General features: G+C 64.4%; 22 protein-coding genes. 5 read left to right on the top strand and 17 right to left on the bottom strand.

The window, feature by feature from the left end; all coding sequences use genetic code 11:
* Positions 1 to 73 precede the first annotated feature (73 nt).
* The gene (locus AC1DYC_RS20730) at positions 74 to 982 is read left to right on the top strand and encodes a LysR family transcriptional regulator (RefSeq protein WP_477409465.1); all 909 of its coding nucleotides are present in this window, start codon (positions 74 to 76) and stop codon (positions 980 to 982) included.
* On the opposite strand, the gene AC1DYC_RS20725 is transcribed toward AC1DYC_RS20730, so the two are convergent.
* The 3 genes from AC1DYC_RS20725 to AC1DYC_RS20715 all read right to left on the bottom strand — a co-directional run bounded on the left by AC1DYC_RS20725 (position 946) and on the right by AC1DYC_RS20715 (position 3,672).
* Positions 946 to 2,121, bottom strand: coding sequence for an MFS transporter (locus AC1DYC_RS20725; RefSeq protein ID WP_477409463.1), 1,176 nt, complete (start codon positions 2,119 to 2,121; stop codon positions 946 to 948). The genes AC1DYC_RS20730 and AC1DYC_RS20725 overlap by 37 nt on opposite strands.
* A 434-nt stretch (positions 2,122 to 2,555) precedes the next feature.
* Positions 2,556 to 2,864: a DUF1244 domain-containing protein gene (locus AC1DYC_RS20720; protein ID WP_477409461.1), complete on the bottom strand. Its 309-nt coding sequence runs from the start codon at positions 2,862 to 2,864 to the stop codon at positions 2,556 to 2,558.
* Between the two features lie 10 nt (positions 2,865 to 2,874).
* Entirely contained in the window at positions 2,875 to 3,672 is a 798-nt protein-coding gene (locus AC1DYC_RS20715; RefSeq protein ID WP_477409459.1) for an N-formylglutamate amidohydrolase, read from the bottom strand.
* 245 nt (positions 3,673 to 3,917) lie between these two features.
* Between AC1DYC_RS20715 and AC1DYC_RS20710 the strand changes: the two genes are divergently transcribed.
* The gene (locus tag AC1DYC_RS20710) at positions 3,918 to 4,406 is read left to right on the top strand and encodes a DUF1036 domain-containing protein (RefSeq protein WP_112559583.1); all 489 of its coding nucleotides are present in this window, start codon (positions 3,918 to 3,920) and stop codon (positions 4,404 to 4,406) included.
* Positions 4,403 to 5,848: a pyruvate kinase gene (pyk, locus tag AC1DYC_RS20705; protein ID WP_477409457.1), complete on the top strand. Its 1,446-nt coding sequence runs from the start codon at positions 4,403 to 4,405 to the stop codon at positions 5,846 to 5,848. The genes AC1DYC_RS20710 and pyk overlap by 4 nt, the downstream gene beginning before the upstream one ends.
* Before the next feature lie 4 nt (positions 5,849 to 5,852).
* Here pyk and AC1DYC_RS20700 read toward each other — a convergent pair whose 3' ends face one another.
* The 4 genes from AC1DYC_RS20700 to ykgO form a co-directional block, all read right to left on the bottom strand.
* Positions 5,853 to 6,317, bottom strand: coding sequence for a hypothetical protein (locus AC1DYC_RS20700; protein ID WP_477409455.1), 465 nt, complete (start codon positions 6,315 to 6,317; stop codon positions 5,853 to 5,855).
* Positions 6,318 to 6,324: 7 nt separating this feature from the next.
* Complete coding sequence (locus AC1DYC_RS20695) at positions 6,325 to 7,392, bottom strand: alpha/beta fold hydrolase (RefSeq protein ID WP_477409453.1); 1,068 nt, start codon at positions 7,390 to 7,392, stop codon at positions 6,325 to 6,327.
* 140 nt (positions 7,393 to 7,532) lie between these two features.
* Positions 7,533 to 8,120 carry a tetratricopeptide repeat protein gene (locus AC1DYC_RS20690; RefSeq protein WP_477409451.1) on the bottom strand — a complete coding sequence of 196 codons (588 nt, stop codon included), beginning with the start codon at positions 8,118 to 8,120 and terminating at the stop codon, positions 7,533 to 7,535.
* 113 nt (positions 8,121 to 8,233) lie between these two features.
* Positions 8,234 to 8,359 carry a type B 50S ribosomal protein L36 gene (ykgO, locus tag AC1DYC_RS20685; protein WP_006327841.1) on the bottom strand — a complete coding sequence of 42 codons (126 nt, stop codon included), beginning with the start codon at positions 8,357 to 8,359 and terminating at the stop codon, positions 8,234 to 8,236.
* Between the two features lie 239 nt (positions 8,360 to 8,598).
* On the opposite strand from ykgO, the gene AC1DYC_RS20680 reads away from it, so the two are divergent.
* Positions 8,599 to 9,027, top strand: coding sequence for a lysozyme inhibitor LprI family protein (locus AC1DYC_RS20680; protein WP_477409449.1), 429 nt, complete (start codon positions 8,599 to 8,601; stop codon positions 9,025 to 9,027).
* A 47-nt stretch (positions 9,028 to 9,074) separates the two neighbouring features.
* On the opposite strand, the gene AC1DYC_RS20675 is transcribed toward AC1DYC_RS20680, so the two are convergent.
* The 8 genes from AC1DYC_RS20675 to AC1DYC_RS20640 all read right to left on the bottom strand — a co-directional run bounded on the left by AC1DYC_RS20675 (position 9,075) and on the right by AC1DYC_RS20640 (position 15,342).
* Complete coding sequence (locus tag AC1DYC_RS20675) at positions 9,075 to 10,151, bottom strand: 5-(carboxyamino)imidazole ribonucleotide synthase (protein WP_477409447.1); 1,077 nt, start codon at positions 10,149 to 10,151, stop codon at positions 9,075 to 9,077.
* Positions 10,148 to 10,645, bottom strand: coding sequence for a 5-(carboxyamino)imidazole ribonucleotide mutase (gene purE / locus AC1DYC_RS20670; protein WP_181057916.1), 498 nt, complete (start codon positions 10,643 to 10,645; stop codon positions 10,148 to 10,150). The genes AC1DYC_RS20675 and purE overlap by 4 nt, the downstream gene beginning before the upstream one ends.
* Before the next feature lie 100 nt (positions 10,646 to 10,745).
* Positions 10,746 to 11,639, bottom strand: a complete 894-nt coding sequence (locus AC1DYC_RS20665; RefSeq protein WP_477409445.1) for a ribokinase — start codon at positions 11,637 to 11,639, stop codon at positions 10,746 to 10,748.
* The gene (locus AC1DYC_RS20660) at positions 11,636 to 12,511 is read right to left on the bottom strand and encodes a MurR/RpiR family transcriptional regulator (protein WP_477409443.1); all 876 of its coding nucleotides are present in this window, start codon (positions 12,509 to 12,511) and stop codon (positions 11,636 to 11,638) included. The genes AC1DYC_RS20665 and AC1DYC_RS20660 overlap by 4 nt, the downstream gene beginning before the upstream one ends.
* Positions 12,508 to 13,497: a TIM barrel protein gene (locus tag AC1DYC_RS20655; RefSeq protein WP_477409441.1), complete on the bottom strand. Its 990-nt coding sequence runs from the start codon at positions 13,495 to 13,497 to the stop codon at positions 12,508 to 12,510. Before AC1DYC_RS20655 ends, AC1DYC_RS20660 begins: the two co-directional genes overlap by 4 nt.
* Before the next feature lie 78 nt (positions 13,498 to 13,575).
* Positions 13,576 to 14,472 carry an anti-sigma factor family protein gene (locus AC1DYC_RS20650; RefSeq protein ID WP_477409439.1) on the bottom strand — a complete coding sequence of 299 codons (897 nt, stop codon included), beginning with the start codon at positions 14,470 to 14,472 and terminating at the stop codon, positions 13,576 to 13,578.
* The gene (locus tag AC1DYC_RS20645; protein WP_477409437.1) at positions 14,469 to 15,008 is read right to left on the bottom strand and encodes a sigma-70 family RNA polymerase sigma factor; all 540 of its coding nucleotides are present in this window, start codon (positions 15,006 to 15,008) and stop codon (positions 14,469 to 14,471) included. The genes AC1DYC_RS20650 and AC1DYC_RS20645 overlap by 4 nt, the downstream gene beginning before the upstream one ends.
* A 46-nt stretch (positions 15,009 to 15,054) precedes the next feature.
* Positions 15,055 to 15,342 carry a hypothetical protein gene (locus tag AC1DYC_RS20640; protein ID WP_477409435.1) on the bottom strand — a complete coding sequence of 96 codons (288 nt, stop codon included), beginning with the start codon at positions 15,340 to 15,342 and terminating at the stop codon, positions 15,055 to 15,057.
* Between the two features lie 77 nt (positions 15,343 to 15,419).
* Here AC1DYC_RS20640 and AC1DYC_RS20635 point away from each other — a divergent pair, with 77 nt between their 5' ends.
* Positions 15,420 to 15,776: a hypothetical protein gene (locus AC1DYC_RS20635; RefSeq protein ID WP_477409433.1), complete on the top strand. Its 357-nt coding sequence runs from the start codon at positions 15,420 to 15,422 to the stop codon at positions 15,774 to 15,776.
* 65 nt (positions 15,777 to 15,841) lie between these two features.
* Here the strand turns inward: AC1DYC_RS20635 and AC1DYC_RS20630 are convergent, their stop codons facing one another.
* Entirely contained in the window at positions 15,842 to 17,047 is a 1,206-nt protein-coding gene (locus AC1DYC_RS20630) for an aminotransferase class V-fold PLP-dependent enzyme (protein ID WP_477409431.1), read from the bottom strand.
* 20 nt (positions 17,048 to 17,067) lie between these two features.
* On the bottom strand, positions 17,068 to 17,529 hold the full coding sequence (locus AC1DYC_RS20625; protein WP_477409429.1) for a RidA family protein: 462 nt from the start codon (positions 17,527 to 17,529) through the stop codon (positions 17,068 to 17,070).
* Between the last annotated feature and the right edge of the window lie 114 nt (positions 17,530 to 17,643).

Here is a 17,643-nt window from a genome sequence, read left to right as displayed (position 1 = left end):
TGCAGGCCGAATATGATGGCTTCATCCTCGAATGAAAATTGACTGAGATTGGCGTTCTGATATTCATAATTGAATGGCTGAAATCGACTGGAACCTGATCAAAAGCTTCGTCACCGTGGCGGAAACCGGCAGCCTCTCGGCCGCCGCGCGAAAGCTGTCGGCCAGCCAGCCGACGCTTGGGCGTCACATTGGCGAGCTCGAGCAGGCGCTCGGCGTTACGCTGTTCCGGCGCGGCCGGCGCGGTTATGCGCTGACGGAAGCCGGCGCCACGCTGTTCGAGCGTGGCAGAGCGGTGAGCGAACAGGCGAGCGCCTTTTCGCTGCTGGCGCTGGGCTCGGTCGAGGCGATCGAAGGCACGGTGCGCATTGCCGCCAGCGAGGTGGTGGCGGCCTATGTGCTGCCGAAGATGACGGCGCGGCTCGGCATCGAGGAGCCCGGCATCGAGGTCGAGATCGTCGCCTCGAACCAGGTCGAGAACCTGCTACGGCGCGATGCCGATATCGCCATCCGCATGGTCAAGCCGGCGCAGAACGAACTGACGGCGCGCAAGGTCTGCGATATCCCGCTCTGCTGCTGCGCGGCAAAATCCTATCTCGACGGGCACGGCCGGCCGCTCAAGCCCGCCGACCTTGTCGGCCATCCGCTGATCGGCTTCGACCGCAGCGACGAAATGATCCGCGGCTTTACCCAGTTCGGCATCCCGGTCACCCGCAGCAATTTTCGTTTCAGGACCGACAACCAGATCGTTCTGTGGGAGGCGCTGCGGGCGGGAAACGGCATCGGCCTCGGCCAGGAGCCGCTCGCCGACAGCGATCCATTGCTGGAGAAGCTGCTGCCCGGAATGCCACTGCCCAGCCTGCCGGTGTGGCTGGCCATGCATCGCGACGTGCGCACCAGCGTGCGCATCCGCCGCGTCGCGGATTTCCTCTACGAGGAGTTGAAGCGTTATTCGGCCGGGGCGGCCGCGAATTCGGCGCGGTGAGCGAGCCCGGCCATCAAAAGCACGACGATCAGCAGCCCCGACATGGCGACGAAGATCGGCCCGAAGCTGGAATGCTCGGCGACGAAGCCGATCGCCGACGGCGCCACCAATATGCCGGAGTAGCCCATGGTGGTGACGACGCTCATGCCGGTGCCGGACGACATGCCTTCCTGATTGCCGCCGGCCGAAAAGATGATCGGCACCATATTGGCAATGCCGAAGCCGCAAAGGGCGAACGCCGCGATGGCGATCCAGGGCGAAGGCGACAGGCCGGCGACCAGCATGCCGGCGGCGGCGACCACAGCCGAGCCGCGCAGCGTCGCCACCGCGCCGAAGCGGTTGCGCACGCCATCACCGAAAAAGCGCATGACCGCCATGACGCCGGAGAAGGCGGCATAGGCGAGGCCGGCAATGGCGAGATCGGCGCCGAGTTCCTGCCTCAGATAAAGCGCTGCCCAGTCGAGCACGGCGCCTTCGGAGATCATCGTCAGCAGCGCCATCAGCCCGACGAGATAGACCAGCGGATTCGAGGGCAGCGCGAATTTGTGGTATTCGGCGGCCTGCGGCTTGTCCTCGGCAACGAGGTAGCCGACCGCGACCGCAATGACCGCGAAGGCAAGTACGGTCACGACCGCCGCATGGGCGAGGTGGCCGTAAGTCTGGATGGCGTAACCGCCCAAGCCGCCACCGGCAAAACCGCCAAGGCTCCAAAAGCCGTGCGACGACGACATGATGGCGCGGGAAAGCCGGCGTTCGACCACCACCGCATTGGCGTTCATGGCGACATCCATGCCGCCGATCGAGCCGCCGAAGATGACCATGGCAATCGCCGCCAGCGGCACGTTGGGCGCTAGCGCCACGACCAGCAAGCCAAGGCTGCCGCACAGGCCGAACCAGCGCAGCACGGTGCGCGAGCCATATCTGGAGATCAGGTGGCCGCACCAGCTCATGGCCGCGACCGCGCCGACGCCGAACAACAGGATCAGCAGGCCGAGCGTGAATTTCGAAATGTCGAGCCGGGTAAGGAACACCGGAATCTGCGGCGCCCAGCTGCCGGTCAGGAAGCCGTTGGCAAGGAAGATGGCGGCAACCGCCCATCGCCCGCGAATGGCGCTCTGCATCGCGTTTTGCGCGCTCATGGTTCGATTCCGGTCAAAAATGGCTTTGAACGGCAAATTAGATCGATTCAATTGTCAGTCAAGCGCTGGTGGCGGGAATTGCTTGGACCAAAGGTCTCAGGACTGGACCGGAATCGTTCAAGGCGGACTACGGCCCTCGGAGATTGGCGAAAACGCCCCTCCCTTCGTCATCCACGGGCGGAGCAAGGAGCGTAGCGACGCAGCGCAGACCCGAGGATCCATTCCGTGACGCCTGTGCAATGCTGCGGTGCAGAACCGGCTCTGGTGAGCGGGACCTTCATTCTGAGCCGTTGCGCTCTTCGGCCGATGTCACGGCATGGATCCTAGGGCTTCCGCGACGTCGCTTCGCGACTGCTCCACCCTAGGATGACGAAACGCGTAGGGCTCCGCCAATCGCGGAGGGATGAAGGCCCGCAGGCATCGTTTGCCGGACGCTAATGATCCCTCGGCCGCCTCGCCTCGAACTCGGCCTTCTTGGCGTCCGAAGCCTCGGTCTGGTTGAGCGCCTGCCACTCGGCATAGGGCATACCGTAGACGATTTCGCGCGACTGATCCTTGGGCAACGCAAGGCCCTGCGCCTCAGCGGCCTCGCGGTACCAGTTCGACAGGCAGTTGCGGCAGAAGCCGGCGAGGTTCATCAGGTCGATGTTTTGCACATCGCTGCGCTCGCGCAGATGCTCGATCAGCCGGCGGAAGGCGGCGGCTTCGAAATCGCGTTTCTGGTCGTCGCTGAGTTCGGTCATGCCTTGATCCTCACAGCGGCCCGGTGCGCGAGCCGAACATCTTCACCTGATGTATATCGGCACGACGATCGATGGCGTCAACGATTGGCGCCAGCCGTTCGGCCCAGGCCAGCGCGCCCTTGCTGTCCGCGATCAGGTCCTGGCGGATTTCGATCAGCGCATGGGCAAAGCCGTTGACGATGGCATGCTTGAACATGGTGTCGCCGCGCAGCGCGCCGTCATAGGGTTCGTTGTCGCCGACGACGAGGTTTTTATCCTGCGCCAGCATGTCGATCAGCGGCCGCGCCACGCGGTCGTCGAGGTCCCACAGAATGCCGACATGCCAGGGCCGCGCAACGCCTTGCATCACCGGGGTGAAGGAATGCACGGAGAAGATGAACGGCGCTTTGCCCGAGGCCTGCGCCACCGAGGCGATCATGGCGCCGACCGCGTCATGATAGGGCCGATAGAAACCGTCGAGCCGCCTTTCGCGCTCTGAGGGTGCGATGGGGTAGTTTCCCGGCACGACGGTGCCGTCATAGAGCTGGCGGATCAGCGTCGGGTCGTCCTCGCCGCGATTGGGGTCGATCAGCAGGCGCGAAAAATTGGCGATCACCGCCGGCACGTCGAGCGCTGCCGCCAGTTCGCGCGTCACCATCTCGACGCCGATGTCGTAGGCGATGTGACGCGCGAGCTCCGCCGCCGGCAGGCCGAGGCTGCCATACTCCTCCGGCAGGTCGCGGCGGGCATGATCGGCGACAAGCACGATGCCCCGCTTGCGGTCGCCCTCGACAAGATCGAAAGGCGCGAAAACTGTGGATCGGGTCATTGGCTGAAAAGGTCTGTTCGCTGGCGTCCGGGGAGGGTGGTATCGTCATTCCACGAAGAGGACGCCGGCGCAATGCCGTTGTTTGGCCACGGTTTCTGCGAAAATCCGGTCACGCGCGGCAGATTGCGTGTCGGGGGCCTTTCTAAATCGATTGGAATTGGACAGAACGGCGCGTTGACATGCGCCCGGACTTTTCCGAAAAGGGGCGTTGAGAGATGCAGATGACGTTGTTGAGGGGTTTCGGGATGGGTTCCGCCGGCAGGCCGCGTGCGCGCAGCGCCTTTGCCGTGCCGCTCCTGACCTTGACCGTGGGGCTTACCGCGCTGGTCGCGGCCTCGCCCGCCCGCGCCGATTTCCGCGTCTGCAACGCGACGCAGAACCTGGTCGGCGTCGGCATCGGCTACCGCGCCAAGGCCGGCTGGATCACCGAGGGCTGGTGGCACATCGAAGGATCGAGCTGCAAGACGCTGATCGAAGGACCGCTGTCATCAAGGTTTTACTATCTTTATGCAGAAGACGCCGAGCGTGGCGGGCGCTGGGATGGCCCGATCAACATGTGCGTGGCCGAAAAAGAGTTCAAGATCGCCGGCGTTACCGATTGCGTCGCCCGGGGCTTCCAGCGCGCCGGATTCCAGGAATATGACACGGGCGAGCAGGCAAGCTGGATGGTCCAGCTGACCGATGAGTCCACAACGGGAGGCGCACCAGCCGCCCCGGGAACAAACAGTCAATGAGACGTAGCCGCAAGGTCAAGATCCTCGCCACCATCGGTCCAGCCTCCTCATCCGAGGAGATGCTGCAGAAGCTGTTCGAAGCCGGCGCCGATGTCTTCCGCATCAATATGAGCCACACCGACCACGAGCTGATGCGCACGCTTGTCGCCCGCATCCGCGCCGTCGAGGAAAAGGTCGGCCGTCCGATCGGCATCCTGGCCGATCTGCAGGGGCCGAAGCTGCGCGTCGGCAAGTTCGCCAACGGCAAGGAGGTGCTGACCGCTGGCCAGACCTTCACGCTCGACAACAATCCCGAGCCCGGCAATTCGACTAGGGTCTACCTGCCGCATCCCGAAATCCTGAGCTCGGTCGAGGCCGGCCACCGTCTGTTGATCGACGACGGCAAGCTGGAGCTCAAGGCTCTGAGGAGCGACGGCAAGTCGATCACCTGCACGGTCGTCGCCGGCACGACGATCTCCGACAAGAAGGGCGTCAGCCTGCCCGACACCGACCTGCCGGTCGGTGCGCTGACCGAGAAGGACCGCAAGGACCTCGATGCGGTGCTGGCGGCAAGCGTCGACTGGGTGGCGCTGTCCTTCGTGCAGCGGCCGGAGGATCTCGCCGAAGCCCGCAAGATCGCGCGCGGCCGGGCGCTGATCATGGCCAAGATCGAAAAGCCGCAAGCCGTCGCCCGGCTGGCCGAAATCATCGAACTGTCCGACGCGCTGATGGTCGCCCGCGGCGATCTCGGTGTCGAAATGCCGCTGGAAGCGGTGCCCGGCATCCAGAAGCAGATCACGCGCGCGGCGCGCCGCGCCGGCAAGCCGGTGGTCGTCGCCACGCAGATGCTGGAATCGATGATCACCGCCCCGGTGCCGACCCGCGCCGAAGTCTCCGACGTGTCGATCGCTGTGTTCGAAGGCGCCGATGCCATCATGCTTTCAGCCGAGTCGGCGGCCGGCGCCTATCCGGTCGAGGCGGTGGCGATGATGAACCGCATCGCCACCAAGGTCGAAACCGACCCGACCTATGCCGGCATCATCAACGCGCAGCGCTCGGAGCCGGAAGCGACCGGCGCCGACGCCATTTCGCTCGCCGCGCGCGAGATCGCCGAGACGCTGAAACTGTCGGCGATCATCACCTATACGGCGTCGGGCACCACGGGCCTGCGCGCCGCGCGCGAGCGGCCGCAAGTGCCGATCATCGCGCTGTCGCCGATCCTCAACACGGCGCGGCGGCTGTCGCTGCTGTGGGGCACGCATTGCGTCGTCTCGCCCGATGCCGTTGATCTCGACGACATGGTCGACCGCGCCTGCCGGATAGCTTTCGAAGAGGGGTTTGGCCAACCGGGCGACCGTGTCATCATCACGGCGGGCGTGCCGCTGCGGACGCCGGGTTCGACCAACATGCTGCGCATCGCCTATGTCGGATCTGACGTGCAAGCCACCCGCAACATAGGTTGAGGCTTCAACGCGTCACAGTTCGCAGCGCTCTTGCCGCAGCTTCGGCGTGATCGATGCGCCGAAGGAATCGGAGAGCGCGAGGGATTGGGTCATAGAGATACTGATCCGGGCCGCGCATCTTTCGCCGGTTGAGGTCGGCGGTGTCGAGCAGGTCGAAATCGACCCTTTCCAGCGTGCAGTGCCAGCCGGCGCTGTGCGAAGCCCATCCCCTTTTGTGGTGCTGCAGAAGCCGCTCGCGGCTGGAATAGCCGTGGTAGTCGAAGGCGATCACGCCGTTCGTCATATAGATATGGTTGCCGTAGAAATCCTCGCCCGGAATGATCCGTTCGCCGTAGAATCCGTCCAGGGGAGGATGGCTGAGGAAGGTGCCCGCAAGGATGTGACAGGCACCGTAGCCGAAGAAGATGCGGTCCGGTAGCGCCCAGAATGCTTCGGGGTTTTTCTTGATGCCGTGCTTCAGGACATACATGCGGCGATCAGGTCGGGGCGAGTTCCGCGTCGGGCACGGTGATGTCGGGGCATTGTGCGTCGTAATAGGCATCGCCGGCGATCCGCGCCTCCACGGTTTTCGCCATTGTCTGCAGGTCGACGTCCTTGCCGGCGACCTTCTCGATGGCGCCGACAACGAGGTCTGGCGCGATCCAGTCCGGCTTGTGGCCGAGATTGTGGACCCAGATCAGCTCAGCGCCGGGGATATCCCTGACAAGGCCGACCGAATGGATCGAGGCATAAACCACCTTGTCGCGATCGCCTGAGATGACGATCGTCGGCGCCTTGATGTCGCGGTAATGCGGCGCGGCCTTGAGCGCATAGTCGTAAAGGCCGGCGACATCGATGGCGTTGGCGCGGAAAGCGTCGGGACGCAGCACCAGCGGGATCGAGGCGTTGCCGACATAGAAGTCCGGCACCTTGTTGGGAGAAAACACGCAGGCCGTCGCGTCATCCATCTGCAGCGTGCCGGCCGGGTAGGTCAGCGTCTCCGAAAACAGCCAGCCGACCACCGGCATGGCGGTCAGCTTGTAGTACCAGGCGGTCGCGCCGCCCGGCCAGGGGTGGCTGACCGGCGACAGGAAGACCAGGCCGAGCGTCTTGTCCGGGTGCTCGCGGCCAAAGGCAGCGGTGATCACACCGCCGAAGGAATGGCCGACGACGATCGCCTTCTGGATGCCGAGACGGTCCATCAGCTTGGCAATGGTGTTGGCCTGCGCCGACGGGCTCTCATTGTTGCCGGGGCCGCGCCCCGACCAGCCGAAGCCTGGCCGGTCGAGAAAGACCATCTCGGCGCGGCCTTCAAGCAAAGGCCGGATCGGCAGCATCTGATCTCTAAGGTTGGCGCTGGCGCCATGGATAAAGACGATCGCCGGCAGCTCGGCATTTTGCGGCGCCGGCACATGGACATAGTGGATGCGGGCGCCGTCGATGTCGGCAAATTCGCCGGCCGGCGGATTGCGCCACTCGATCAGCCACGCCCCGGCGCGGGTGACGCCGGCAAGGGCAAAGACGAGCGCGAGGAGGAAGGCACAGGTGGCGTAAAGGAGGTTCATGCGCGGAGATACGGGGGTGGAGGGGGAATAGTTCTAGGCAGTAGGCAGTAGGCAGTAGGCAGTAGGCAGTAGGCAGTAGGCAGTAGGCATGGGTTTCAACCGCCGCCCTACTGCCTAAGCCCTATTCCCTACTGCCTAACTCAAATTCCTTCGCCGGCAAGCTCTTCCGAGAGCGTTGCGACCTGGTCCTGGGCGCTGCGCATCATCGGATAGATGGCGAGCACCTTCTGCCAGGCTTCGAGCGCCGATTGCTTGTGGCCGGTGGCAGCCATGATCTGCGCCAGGCCGGAAAGCGCGCCGAAATGGCGTGGTTCCAGCTGCAGCGTCTGGTCGATGTCGGACATCGACTTCCCGAAATTCTTCATCATGTAGTGGACGGTGGCGCGCCGGTTCCAGCCTTCGGCATATTTCGGCTGCAGGATGACGACCTGGTCGAGGAAGTCGAGAGCGACGTCGAACTTCTGGTCGTCCATCGCCTTTTGCGACCATTGCATCATCAGGTCGATCGAGGCGCTGCCCGACTGGAACCATTCGCCCCAGATGCGCCCGGCGATGCGCTCGGCCGCCTTTTCGTTGCGCTCGCGCTTCAGGTCGGCAAACAGCTGGTCGAGCCGGGCTTCCTTGGTCACGGCAACCGGCGGCGTCGTGGCGGCCGGTGGATCATCCGCTCGCACCGCTGTGGCGCTGAACAGGAAGAGGGTCGCGAAAAATGCAAAAAGAATCCGCATCGCCGGAATCTAACCCCGGACGGCGGATCGTCAAACTGAAATTAGCGTGAAGGTGCCGGATCTCCGGCAAATAACATCACAGGGACGGAGGCAACGAGCCTCCGGCCGAAAACTCAGCCCTGGCGCGCCTTGTAGCGCGGAGCGGTCTTGTTGATGATGTAAACGCGGCCCTTGCGGCGAACCAGCTGGTTGTCGCGGTGACGCGCCTTCAGCGCCTTGAGCGAATTCTTGATCTTCATGGTCTTGCCCGTGGTCTGGGCCCGGTTCGGGCCGAATTATTAAGGCGCGCCAGAAGACGCGCCTTTGAACTTGCGTGGCTCATAAACGAGGAGCCTTGCCCGTGTCAACCGCAAGCGTGCCGCATAGTGGCTGAGAACGGCTTTGGCCATCAAATATCCGCCATCTCCACTCCCCGCCATTGCGCCGCCGAAGGCGGGCTGGAATGGTGCGGCGCCTGCAAGTTGATTTGGAGACGTCCATGCGCCTGTTGTTTCTGTCCGCCTGCTTTGCCGTTCTGGCCGCGGCCTCCACCGCACAGGCGCAGGAGTGCGACCGCAACGACGACAGCCAGCAGATGATGAATATCTGTGCGGGCGAGGACTACCAGGCGGCCGATGCCAAGCTCAACCAGGCTTACAAGGATCTGGTCGGCCGCAACGACGACAAGAGCAGGAAGCTGCTGCAGGTCGCGCAACACGCCTGGATCGCCTTCCGCGATGCCGAATGCGCCTATACGACGACAGACAGCGAAGGCGGCTCCATCCATCCGATGGAAGTTTCGCAATGCCTGACCGAACTGACGGAGCAGCGCACCAGGCAGCTGACGTCCGGCGCCAAATGCCAGGAAGGCGACGCGAGCTGCGCCAACCCTGACGAGGACGGGGATCTGAACGACGAGTTGCAATAGGGGTCCACACCCCTCAGGCAAAGCGCTGCGCTCTTTCCCGGAATTGCTTAGCCGCGACGGCTGATGCGCGTGAAATGGCCCATCTTGCGGCCCGGGCGGGCTTCCGCCTTGCCATAGAGATGCAGCATCAGATCAGGCTCGGCGAGCAGAGCGGGCACGCGCAGGACGTCGTCACCGATCAAATTCTCCATGACGCAGTTGGAATGCCGGCCCGGGTTGCCCAGCGGCAGGCCGGCAATGGCGCGGATATGCTGCTCGAACTGCGAAACGACACAGGCGGCTTCCGTCCAGTGGCCGGAATTGTGCACCCGTGGCGCCATCTCGTTGGCCAGCAGCGTGCCGTCGGCAAGGGCGAAGAACTCGACGCCGATGACGCCGACATAGTCGAGGGCCGACACGATTTTTGCCGCCGCCGCTTGTGCCGCGGCCGCCGTGTCCGGCCTGATTTGCGCCGGCAGGGTCGAGGTGTGCAGGATGCCGTCGCGGTGGACATTCTCGGCCGGATCGTAGGCGGCGACCGCGCCGTCCAGCCCGCGTGCGGCGATCACCGAAATCTCGCGCTCGAAAGTGACGAACGATTCCAGAATCAGCGGCACATTGCCCATGGCCTCGCAGGTGCCGGCAAAGCCGCCGGTCTCCATGTTGCGGAAGACACGCTGGCCCTTGCCGTCATAGCCCATGCGGCGCGTCTTCAAGATGCCGCTGCCGCCGAACTCTCTCAGCGCCGCCGTCAGTTCGTCGTCATTGCCGACGGCGCGGAAATCCGCGGTCTTGATGCCAATGCCGTTGAGGAATTGCTTTTCCGCCATCCTGTCCTGCGCCACTTCCAGCGCCCGTGGCGGCGGATAGACCGGAACCTTGGCAGCAAGCGCGCTGGCGGCGGCCACCGGCACGTTCTCGAATTCATAGGTGACAACGGCGCTGACCGCGGCCAATTCGGCAAGCGCGGCGGCATCGTCATAGGCGGCCGTGATCTGGCGATTGGCGACCTGTGCCGCCGGGCAGTCGGCCTGCGGCTCAAGGATCACGGTGCGGTAACCGAGGCGCGCGGTGGCAACAGCCAGCATGCGGCCGAGCTGGCCGCCCCCGATGATGCCGATGGTCGATCCCGCCTGCAGGCTCACGGCGCGTCCGTTGGTTCGGCGGCAACCTTTGCGGTCTGGGCGGCGCGCCAGGCATCGAGCCGGGCGGCGAGCCGCTCGTCGTTGAGCGCCAGCACGGCAGCCGCCAGAAGGGCGGCGTTGGCCGCACCCGCCTTGCCGATGGCCAGCGTGCCGACCGGAATGCCGGCCGGCATCTGGACGATGGAGAGCAGCGAATCCTGACCGGACAGCGCCTTCGATTCGACCGGCACGCCGAACACCGGCAGCGGCGTCATTGCCGCCGTCATGCCGGGCAAATGCGCGGCACCGCCGGCGCCGGCAATGATCACCTTGTAGCCGGCCGCCTTGGCGCCCTTGGCGAAATCGTAGAGCCGGTCGGGGGTGCGGTGGGCGGAGACGATCAGGCGCTTGTGCGGGATGCCAAGCGCCTCAAGCGTTTCGGCGGCGTGGCGCATCGTCGCCCAGTCGGACTGGCTGCCCATGATGATGGCGACGTCGGCGCGGTGATCGGTCAAGCGCATGCTCCCGGCGGCAAAGGCGCGCCTTAGCGGAATTCGGCATCGACGGCAAGGATGCGCGGCGCTTGGTGTCTTTTGGTGATATCAAAACCGGCCGTTAGCGACCGGAACGTCCGGCCTGCGGCGCCGAGACCAGCACGGCCGAAGCGGCGTTGGCGGCGGCGACGGCCGCCCGCATGGCCTGTCCCCTGGCAAGGGCTGCGGCCAGCGCACCGACGAATTCGTCGCCCGCGCCATGCGTGCTGACAACCTTGACCGGGACGGCCGGGAGCGCGAAGGCCTCACCGCCCCGATCACAACAGGCGACACCTTCGCCGCCCGCCGTGACGATTGCGACGGGGCAAAGATCGACCAGCTGCCGCGCGGCTTGCGCCGCACCGTCGAGCGTTTCGACCACCGCCATGCCGGCCAGGTATTCGGCCTCGATGGCGTTGACGATGAGGATGTCGACCAACGCGATCAGATCATCGGAGAGTTTGCGGGCCGGAGCCGCGTTGAGCACGACCCGGCCGCCCCTCGCCTTTACGGCGCGCGCGGCGGCGATGTTGGCGGCCTCAGGCACTTCGTTCTGCAACAGCAGCACCGTCGTCTGGGTCACCAACTCGGACGCCGAGGCAATGTCGGCCTCACCCAGAGTGAGGTTGCTGCCCGAGACGATCACTGCGCCGTAGTCGCCTTCTGCGTCGAAGATCGCGACGCTCATGCCGGAGCCTGTATTCCGCGCCACCCGCACACAGCTGTGGTTGACGCCGGCGCGCGTGAGATTGGCCAGCAGAGCCGTGCCGAAATCATCGTCGCCGACGGCTCCTATCATCGCCGCACGTACGCCGGCGCGCGCCGCCGAAATCGCTTGATTGCCGCCCTTGCCGCCACATTTCGGGTGCCAGGCATGGCCGGTTACCGTCTCGCCCTTGCGTGGCCGGTCAGGTGCATCGACCATGATGTCGTAATGCAGGCTGCCAAACACGGTGACCAGGGGCGGATTGCTCATGAGCCGCGGTCTTTTCGTTTTGATTTCACCGCCGACATGGTGCGGCCAAGATTGCGCTCCGCCGCCTGGTAATCGCGCTGCGCCACCGCCATGAACAGCGCGTCGAGAATATTGAGCTGTGCAATGCGTGCCGCCGCATTCTCTCCCATCAATGGCGAGCCCTGCGCGGTCGAGCACAGCACGATGTCGGCCAGCTCAGCGAGTGGGGACCTGTCGTAATTGGTGATGGCCAGCGTGCGTGCGCCGTTGCTGCGGGCCAACTGGATGGCGTCGATGACAGCCGACGTGTTGCCGGAATGCGAGAAACCGACGGCGATATCGTCGGCGCCGAGCAGCGAGGCCGACATCAGCATCATATGCGAATCGTCATAGACGGACGCGCGAATGCCGATGCGCAGGAATTTGTGCGAGACGTCGCGCGCGATCTGCGCCGAACCGCCGACCCCATAGAAGTCACGATTCCTTGCCCTGTAGAGCAAATCAGCAGCGCGATCGAACTCTGCGATATCGAGGATCGCCAGCGTCTCTTCCAGAGCCTGGATGGAGGTGCGGAACACTTTTTGCACGATTTCCGCAGGGCCGTCGTCGAACGATAGCTCCCGGTGCATCTCCGCCGTCGGCAGGCGGCTGTATTCATAGACGGCGGTGCGGAACTCGCGATAACCGGAGAAGCCCAGCTTTTTGGCGATCTTGACCACCATCGCCTCGGACACGCCCGACTCCCCGGCAATCTCCTTCAGGGGAATGCTCTCGTCGAAGCGGCGCCGGCCGAAGACGGTCTCCACCACCTTCGCTTCCAGCGGAGTGAGGTTCGGCATCATCATGCGGATGCGCGGACCTACCGCTTTCAGGTCCAGCCCGCTCAGGCTCATGTGTCCGGTCCGAGCATGATTTCCTGGATGATGGCTTGCGATGTCACCGCATCCTGGCTGCTTATCGCGGCGGACAGACGGTTGTCGCGGTCGATCCGGTCGACGATGTGCAGCATGCGTTTGACGGTGGCGATGTTGACTTCGCATTCGTGAACCGGATCGAGCCCCGTCATGTCGGGGAACGTGTCGAAATAGATTGCGCCGACGTAGCCGTCGCGGCGGATCTGCCTCAGCAGTTCGATGGTCTGCAGCGTATGCACGGCGCCGACCATCAGCCCATCGTCGCGCTTGGCGTAGCCGTCATTGAGATGCACGCCGAGCAGCTTGCTATGACGCGCCACCAGAGCGGCGGCAAAGGCCGGTTGCTCGTCGGCATAGAGCACATGGGCGAAGTCGAGCGTAACGCCGAGATTGGGAAGGCCGACATCGCGGATCGCCAGCAGTGTCGTCGCCGCATCCGGCATCAGGCTGTAGGAGCGGGGTTCATTGGGTTTGTATTCCAGGCTGATCTGGCAATCCGGATCATGCGCGGCGACTTCACGAATTCCATCAATCTCGTGTTCCCACATCACCGCATAGTCCGCCTGGAAGGCATAGTCGAAACCATCCTGGCCAAGCCACAGAGTCATCAGCCTGGCGCCGGCCTCGCGCGCAGCATCGATGCCGGCCTTTGTCATGTCGATGGCCTCGCGGCGCACCGCCGGATCAGGATTGGTGAAGGCGCCGAGCTTGAAAGCCGGATTGGAGTAGTAGCGCATGGCAAAACCATTGATGCCAAGGCCAAGCTCGCCAAGTCTGCGGGCAATTTCGGCAGGCTTTTCGCCGACGTGGTCGGGAAAATTCAGATCGACGTCGGTCAGCCCGGCAACCTTCGCGGCGCGCGCCGCCATCTGCATCAGGGATGGCTTTCCGGTGAGACCGGGCCACTCCGCCTGTGGGCGCGAAGCAAAGGAATTCAGGCGCGTGGCGAAACGACTGGCTGTCATGGTCGACCCTTTTGGCGACCGTGACTTCACACAAATGAAGAATTTTGTAAAGTTCCGATTTGAGGGGCAGCAGTGGCGTTACACCGCCGCCTTGCGGAAGCCGGCGACGAAATCGTCGAGCTCGGGTCGTTCCATGTCGGAGATCGCCCAGTAGGAGAAGGCGCCGTCGCTCCAGTGCACCATGGAGAAGCCGCCCGAAGAAACGTCTTTCGGCTCGGTGACAGGGCCGCCTTGCTGCGGTTCGGCCACCAGCGTGATCAGGTGCTCGCGGTGGCGGTAGACCAGCGCCGGCACGGGACGGCCCGAGACGACCTCGACCCGGCCGCCGATCAACGCGAAGCCGTCCGTCGCAAGATCGGGAGCCGGCGGCGACACCCCGATGCGGGCATCGAGCCATGGCTTTACCGTGTGGCGGTCGGACGAGACGATGTCGATCGGGCTGGCGTCGAGCAGGCTACGGCGATGGTCGCCGGCGATCTCCGAAGCAATGCTGTCGGAGGCGCTGTTGAACATCACCCATTGCGTGGCGCCGCTGGCCAGCACTGCGGTCATGACGATCGACGCCGCCATGGCGCGCCAGTCGAACGAACCGAAGCGGCGCGCCCTTGGCGATGGCCTTGCCTGGGACAGCCGCGTATCCGTCGCTCGCCGTTGCTGGGCTGCAGCGGCGGTCAATCCCGGCAGCGCCGGCGGTGCGCTCCGCTCCTCGTCTTGCGTCTTCTGTTCTGACGATACCGTACCGATTGCCGCGATGCGGGCCCGAAAGGCATCGCTGACATCGGGGCGCGGCAAGCGGCCGACCGCGCGTTGCAAGGCAAGGATGCGGGCGTGTTCGGCGGCAAGCGCGGGATCGGCCGCGATACGCCGCTCCACCGCGAGTGCGGCCGCCGCGTCGAGTTCGCCATCAACCAGAGCGTGGATCATCAGCCTGATGCCTTCGGGGTCGTTGGGCAGTCCGTCGTCATGCACGGTCATGGCGCTCTCCCCAGTTCAGACGCTAGCAGCCCGCGGGCCCGTGCCAGCCGTGACATCACCGTGCCGATCGGCACGCTGAGCATCACCGATATGTCGCGGTAGCTAAGGCCGTTGATGTCGCGCAGCACCAGCGTTTCGCGGAACGGCTGCGGCAGCGCGGCGATCGCGGCTTCCAGTGCCGCCGTATCGGCCTTGGCGATCAGGCTCGCCTCCGGGCCGTTCTCGTCCGGTACGCTCGTGCCGTGTGCCGCCGCCATTTCGTCGAGATCGCCGAGGTCGCCGACGGCCATCATGGCGCGCGGCCGGTTGCGCGACATCCAGGTGCAGGCGGTGTTGCGCACGATGGTCAGCAGCCACGCGCGTGGATTACCACCAGCATAGCCGGCGATACCGGCATGCGCCTTGATGCAGGCATCCTGCACGACGTCCTCGGCATCGGCGGCATTGCCGGTCAGCCAGCGAGCAAGCGCAAGCGCGTCGCCGAGATGCGGCAGCACCACCTCGTTGAAGCGTTCGGCCAAGGCCCTCTCGCTCAAAGCAGCACCATGATCCGATACTCCGGGGCGGACAGGCCGTGCGCTGTCAGGCAGCGACGGCGATCTCGCCCTGCGGGCGAACCCCGCGGGAACAGGCAAGGCCGCCTGCTGCGGCGAAAGTGAAGTCATCTGCGTCACCAGTGTCAAGCGCCAGGCAGGAGACGCTGATGACGATCATACGGTCCAACGCATGACCACGGCTAATGCCGTGGCCCTGTTCGCTGCCCTCAAAATGATGCGGCATGCCGTTCTCCTCAACGCCTGCAAAGGCGTATGTGTTGGAGACCTGTTGCGGCAGCGATTTATTCCCGCTTGTATCGCGGTCGGAGATCACGGAGTCGTGATCTCAGGTGTCTCGCGCCCAGACGAAGATAGAGCGAACACATCCTCTGGCGATCAAGGGAGTCGCATATGTTGCGAGAAATGCGAGAACTAATTGAGTTCTTCATCTCGCATGTCCGCGATACAGAGACCTTGGAACGCCTGCTCCGGATGATCGACGACCGTGGCTCCTGGCCGAAGGCACATCACCTTTTTCGTGATATGCGACACAAGACGCTACGTGCACTTCGCGGGCACGACAGTCAGGCCGAAGCGCAATTCATGTTTGAAGAGGCCTGCGCCAAAACGCTGTTCAATTATACCCATAGCACTGCACCATTCGATCCCGACTCACCATACTGGATCGTGCCGAACGCGCTGACCTGTGCACAGAAGCTTGGGCTGGATCCGATGGATGTCGTCAGGATTGTCGCCAGGACCGACTGACACGCATCGCGATCCGACGGCGACTACTCTGGCGAGACCTGGCCTTAGCCTTGCATGGCGCCCGCTCAATCCGGCCAGCGCAAAGCGCCGGACGAATCCTTTCGCGGCTGTTTCATCGCATCCGCCGGCCGCTCGGCCGCGGTCAGCACGGCGCGCAGGCGTTCGGCGACGATCTCGGCCTCGCCGGGGTGGAGATTGCACGGGTCGAGGAAGAAATGGCCGCGTTCGACCTCATGGTTGCGCACGATGATCGGTGGCGAGCCGGCCGCCAATGCCGCGGCGAGGCCGGCGGCGGTGAAGCGGCTTTCGGGCGAGACGAAGATCTGCAGCCGGTCGAGCGGGTTGGCGGTCGGGTCGGGAATAATGTGGGCGGCGATGCCCGGAATGCCTTGCAGCGCGCCCTTCCACAGATTGAGCGCCGCTTCCTCGCGCCGGCGGATGCCGGCATGGTCGCGCTTCTCCCAGGCTTCGAGTGCCGCCATGGTGCCGGCGATGCTTTCCTTGCCGACCTTCATGGCGCGGGCGACGCCGCGGTTCTGCAGATAGGCGGCGCGGACAAGATCCTTGCGACCGGTGACGATGCCGCTGGTCGGCCCGGAGAGGAATTTGTGACCGCTGTAGACGACGATGTCGGCGCCGCGCGCCAGAAAACTGCGCAGATCGTATTCGGAAGCCGCGTCGACGATCACCGGCACGCCTCTGGCGTGGCAGATCTCGCAGAATTCCTCGAGGGACAGCATGCCGTATTGCACGGTGTGGTGCGCCACGACGTAGAGCGCCGCCGCCGTGCGCTCGTTGATCGCCTCGCGCACGTGATAATCCTGGGTGACGCTGACGGTGCCCGCCGGAATGACCTTGGCGCCGGCGACACGGATCGACTGGTCGATCGGGGCGCCGTAATTGACGATGTGGCCAAGCTGGATGACGACTTCGGACTTCAGTCCTTCGGTGTCGTCGGGCAGCCGTTCGATCGCCAGCAAATTTGTGCCGGTCATCGCCCCGGCGATCGCCATGGTGATGCCTGAGGCGCAGCAGGCGGTGATGAAGCCGGCCTCGCCGCCGGTCAGGCGGGCGGTGATCACGCTTGCAGCCCGCTGCAGATCGTCCATCTCCACCCATTGCGAGGCGATCTCGGCCATGGCGCTGATCGCCTCGGGAACGATGATCGAGGCGCCGAGCGTCGTCATCGTGCCGGAGACATTGATGATCGGCCGCAGTCCCAACCGTTCGCGGATCGTGGTGTTGGAGCCGGTGTCGGAATAGGTTTTCATGTTCAGCAATCCCTTGACTGTCAGACGGCGATCTCGACGACCGCTTCGATTTCGACGGTGATGTTTCCAGGCAGCGACCCGACGCCGATCGCCGAGCGGGCATGGCCGCCGATCTTGTCGAAGACGTTGGCGAACAGGTCCGAGCAGCCATTGACGACTTTCGGATGGTCGCTGAAGGTTGGCGTCGCGTTGACGAAGCCGAGCAATTTGACGACGCGCACGATGCGGCCGAGATCGCCGGCGGCGGCATGCATGACCGCCAGCAGGTTGAGGCCCGTGAGTTGCGCATGCTCATAGGCCTGCTCAACGGTGACGTCGTCGCCGACCTTGCCGGTGCACAGCGTGCCGTCGGCGCGCAGCGGCCCCTGGCCCGAGAGAAAGATCAACCGGCCGCTTTCGGCATGGGTGACGAAATTGGCGATCGGTGTCGGCGGCTCGGGCAGCATCAGGCCGAGCTCGGCGAGCCGGATGTAAGGCGTCATGGAAGAATTCTCCTTGGGGCGTCTTGTTGTTTTAAGCAACTCCCAAGGGAAAGCGCTTCGCGCTCTTCCCGGGAAAACCGCTTACACTTTTCCTGGAATTGCTTTGGGCCGCCC

The sequence above is a fragment of the Mesorhizobium sp. P2_E7 genome, assembly GCF_056403855.1.
The sequence above is the reverse complement of the archived record's forward strand: the minus strand, read 5'-3'. Positions and strand labels throughout refer to the sequence as shown.

Excerpts from the sequence above, each read along its gene's own strand:
- AC1DYC_RS20730 (WP_477409465.1), top strand. The coding sequence starts at position 74 with ATGGCTGAAATCGACTGGAACCTGATCAAAAGCTTCGTCACCGTGGCG.
- AC1DYC_RS20725 (WP_477409463.1), bottom strand. The coding sequence starts at position 2,121 with ATGAGCGCGCAAAACGCGATGCAGAGCGCCATTCGCGGGCGATGGGCG.
- AC1DYC_RS20720 (WP_477409461.1), bottom strand. The coding sequence starts at position 2,864 with ATGACCGAACTCAGCGACGACCAGAAACGCGATTTCGAAGCCGCCGCC.
- AC1DYC_RS20715 (WP_477409459.1), bottom strand. The coding sequence starts at position 3,672 with ATGACCCGATCCACAGTTTTCGCGCCTTTCGATCTTGTCGAGGGCGAC.
- AC1DYC_RS20710 (WP_112559583.1), top strand. The coding sequence starts at position 3,918 with ATGGGTTCCGCCGGCAGGCCGCGTGCGCGCAGCGCCTTTGCCGTGCCG.
- pyk (WP_477409457.1), top strand. The coding sequence starts at position 4,403 with ATGAGACGTAGCCGCAAGGTCAAGATCCTCGCCACCATCGGTCCAGCC.
- AC1DYC_RS20700 (WP_477409455.1), bottom strand. The coding sequence starts at position 6,317 with ATGTATGTCCTGAAGCACGGCATCAAGAAAAACCCCGAAGCATTCTGG.
- AC1DYC_RS20695 (WP_477409453.1), bottom strand. The coding sequence starts at position 7,392 with ATGAACCTCCTTTACGCCACCTGTGCCTTCCTCCTCGCGCTCGTCTTT.
- AC1DYC_RS20690 (WP_477409451.1), bottom strand. The coding sequence starts at position 8,120 with ATGCGGATTCTTTTTGCATTTTTCGCGACCCTCTTCCTGTTCAGCGCC.
- ykgO (WP_006327841.1), bottom strand. The coding sequence starts at position 8,359 with ATGAAGATCAAGAATTCGCTCAAGGCGCTGAAGGCGCGTCACCGCGAC.
- AC1DYC_RS20680 (WP_477409449.1), top strand. The coding sequence starts at position 8,599 with ATGCGCCTGTTGTTTCTGTCCGCCTGCTTTGCCGTTCTGGCCGCGGCC.
- AC1DYC_RS20665 (WP_477409445.1), bottom strand. The coding sequence starts at position 11,639 with ATGAGCAATCCGCCCCTGGTCACCGTGTTTGGCAGCCTGCATTACGAC.
- AC1DYC_RS20660 (WP_477409443.1), bottom strand. The coding sequence starts at position 12,511 with ATGAGCCTGAGCGGGCTGGACCTGAAAGCGGTAGGTCCGCGCATCCGC.
- AC1DYC_RS20655 (WP_477409441.1), bottom strand. The coding sequence starts at position 13,497 with ATGACAGCCAGTCGTTTCGCCACGCGCCTGAATTCCTTTGCTTCGCGC.
- AC1DYC_RS20650 (WP_477409439.1), bottom strand. The coding sequence starts at position 14,472 with ATGACCGTGCATGACGACGGACTGCCCAACGACCCCGAAGGCATCAGG.
- AC1DYC_RS20635 (WP_477409433.1), top strand. The coding sequence starts at position 15,420 with ATGTTGCGAGAAATGCGAGAACTAATTGAGTTCTTCATCTCGCATGTC.
- AC1DYC_RS20630 (WP_477409431.1), bottom strand. The coding sequence starts at position 17,047 with ATGAAAACCTATTCCGACACCGGCTCCAACACCACGATCCGCGAACGG.
- AC1DYC_RS20625 (WP_477409429.1), bottom strand. The coding sequence starts at position 17,529 with ATGACGCCTTACATCCGGCTCGCCGAGCTCGGCCTGATGCTGCCCGAG.